Source organism: Salipaludibacillus sp. CUR1, assembly GCF_021028955.1.
GTDB lineage: Bacteria > Bacillota > Bacilli > Bacillales > Salisediminibacteriaceae > Salipaludibacillus.
On record NZ_JAIWPE010000060.1, the window covers coordinates 1 to 2682 of the forward strand.

At 42.8% G+C, this 2682-nt stretch carries 2 protein-coding genes; both read right to left on the reverse strand.

What is annotated here, in order from left to right:
- Nucleotides 1–533: 533 nt before the first annotated feature.
- Nucleotides 534–2177, reverse strand: a complete 1644-nt coding sequence (gene groL, locus K8O68_RS12825; RefSeq protein ID WP_230897275.1) for a chaperonin GroEL — start codon at nt 2175–2177, stop codon at nt 534–536.
- Nucleotides 2178–2271: 94 nt separating this feature from the next.
- Complete coding sequence (gene groES, locus K8O68_RS12830) at nt 2272–2556, reverse strand: co-chaperone GroES (protein ID WP_093050852.1); 285 nt, start codon at nt 2554–2556, stop codon at nt 2272–2274.
- Nucleotides 2557–2682: the final 126 nt, after the last annotated feature.

The following is a 2682-nucleotide window of genomic DNA, read 5'->3' on the forward strand; positions in this document are numbered from 1 at the left end:
TCCTTGGGTATCAATTAAGGGTCCTTTTCGCTGATCAGCTTTGGACACCTCGTATCATACCAAGGGGGCTCTTTTTTGTTCAAACCCCAAATTTCTTTCTTACAGGAATGCTCCTTTTAATATTACTATCCCCCCTCCCGTTAGCCTAAATACAATCATTCACATTCTCCATCTATATCCATGCATCTTTTTAGTTTTAAAATATCAACATAACAAATAACATACCAATTTATAAAAAGATTAGCACATTGATAATAATAGCGATAGTCATTATGCTATTCAGGATTATTAGTGATAATTTGTAGTGTTAATATTAAGGAAATTTAATATATAAGGAAAAATTAAGAGACCAAATCATAAAGATTTGGTCTCTTAATTAGTACGCCATTTCGTATATTTTTCAACAGAAACGGTTCTACTTACTATATTTAAAAGTTTCTATAACTTAAACCTTTTAAAACATGAGCAAAACCATGAGCACAAGTGAAAATGATAAACCAAAAGCCTTCTAGGTCAAGGCTTCGGTAGGCAGCTTACATCATGCCGCCCATTCCGCCCATGCCACCCATGCCGCCCATGTCCGGCATTCCGCCGCCTGAGCCTTCTTCTTCTGGGTGATCAGCGATAACTGCTTCTGTTGTTAAGAACATAGCAGAGACAGATGCTGCGTTTTGAAGCGCGGAACGTGTTACCTTAGTCGGGTCAACGATTCCAGCTTCGATCATGTTCACATAGTCGCCTGTTGCGGCGTTAAATCCTATGCCAACCTGCTCGCCTTTGAGGCGTTCAACGATAATTGAGCCTTCAAGGCCTGCGTTTTCAGCGATTTGGCGGACCGGCTCTTCAAGGGCGCGGAGCACGATGTTAACACCTGTTGCTTCGTCACCTTCAACGTCAATACCGCGTACCGCGTTCAGTACGTTAATTAATGCTGTACCACCACCGGCAACAATACCTTCTTCAACGGCTGCACGAGTGGAGTTCAAGGCGTCTTCGATACGAAGTTTACGCTCTTTCATTTCAGTTTCAGTTGCTGCGCCGACTTTTACAACAGCGACACCGCCAGCTAATTTAGCAAGACGCTCCTGAAGTTTTTCTTTATCAAAATCAGAAGTTGTTTCTTCTAATTGAGCTTTGATCTGGTTAACACGGTTAGAGATTTCTGCTGCATCTCCGTTTCCGTCAACGATTGTTGTGTTGTCTTTTGTAACAACAACTTTAGATGCGCGTCCAAGCTGAGTGATGTTTGCAGATTTAAGGTCTAAGCCAAGATCTTCTGTAATCACTTCACCGCCTGTTAGTGTAGCTACGTCTTCAAGCATCGCTTTACGACGGTCACCGAAGCCTGGTGCTTTAACAGCTACAGCATTGAATGTCCCGCGAAGCTTATTAACAACTAATGTGGCAAGCGCTTCACCTTCAACGTCTTCAGCAATGATCAGGATTGGACGGCTCTGCTGAACAACCTGCTCAAGTACAGGAAGAACTTCCTGAATGTTGCCGATCTTCTTGTCAGTGATCAGGATGTAAGGATCTTCAAGAACAGCTTCCATCTTGTCAGAATCAGTTACCATGTATGGAGATGCATATCCGCGGTCGAACTGCATACCTTCCACAACTTCAAGCTCAGTTGCGAAACCTTTGGATTCTTCTACAGTGATAACGCCGTCGTTTCCAACACGTTCCATTGCTTCAGCAATTAACTGGCCTACTTCATCATCAGCTGCAGAGATCGCCGCAACTTGAGAGATAGACTCCTTGCTTTCGATTGGCTTGGAAATGTTTTTCAGCTCCTCAACTGCTGCGCGAGTCGCTTTTTCAATCCCTTTACGGATAACCATAGGGTTTGCACCGGAAGTGACGTTTTTCAGACCTTCAGCGATCATAGCCTGAGCCAGAACTGTGGCAGTTGTTGTACCGTCACCGGCAATGTCGTTCGTTTTGCTGGCAACCTCGGAAACAAGCTGGGCACCCATATTTTCAAAGTTATCTTCCAGCTCGATTTCTTTTGCAATTGTCACACCATCATTAGTGATTAATGGAGAACCGAATTTCTTCTCAAGAACCACGTTGCGTCCTTTTGGTCCAAGAGTTACTTTTACTGTATCAGCCAGACGATCCACCCCGCGCATCATTGAACGACGTGCATCTTCACGGAATTTAATATCTTTTGCCATACTAACATCAACCTCCTGTTATTATATGTAACCTTTTATTTTTAGGAAAAGAGTGACCGGTATACCGGCCATAACGACTTCAACGGCGTGTCAATTAACCGATAACTGCCAGAACGTCGCTTTCGCGAAGGATTAAATATTCCTTGCCTTCATACTTCACTTCTGTGCCTGCAAATTTAGAGAAAATGACAGCGTCTCCGTCTTTTACTTCCAACGCTACGCGCTCACCGTTATCTGTAACGCGTCCTGTACCTACTGCAACAACTTTACCTTCTTGAGGCTTTTCTTTTGCAGAATCCGGAAGTACAATTCCACTCGCAGTTTTTTCTTCTTGCTCGACCAACTCAATGACAATACGATCGCCTAATGGTTTTAACAAGGAAAACACCCTCCTTTAATATTTGTGCGCTTTTGAAACGCAGGATTAACATTTTTTGTTTATTTATTAGCACTCGACCTCGATGAGTGCTAACACAATTATTATCATAATTAACATAAAAAAAAA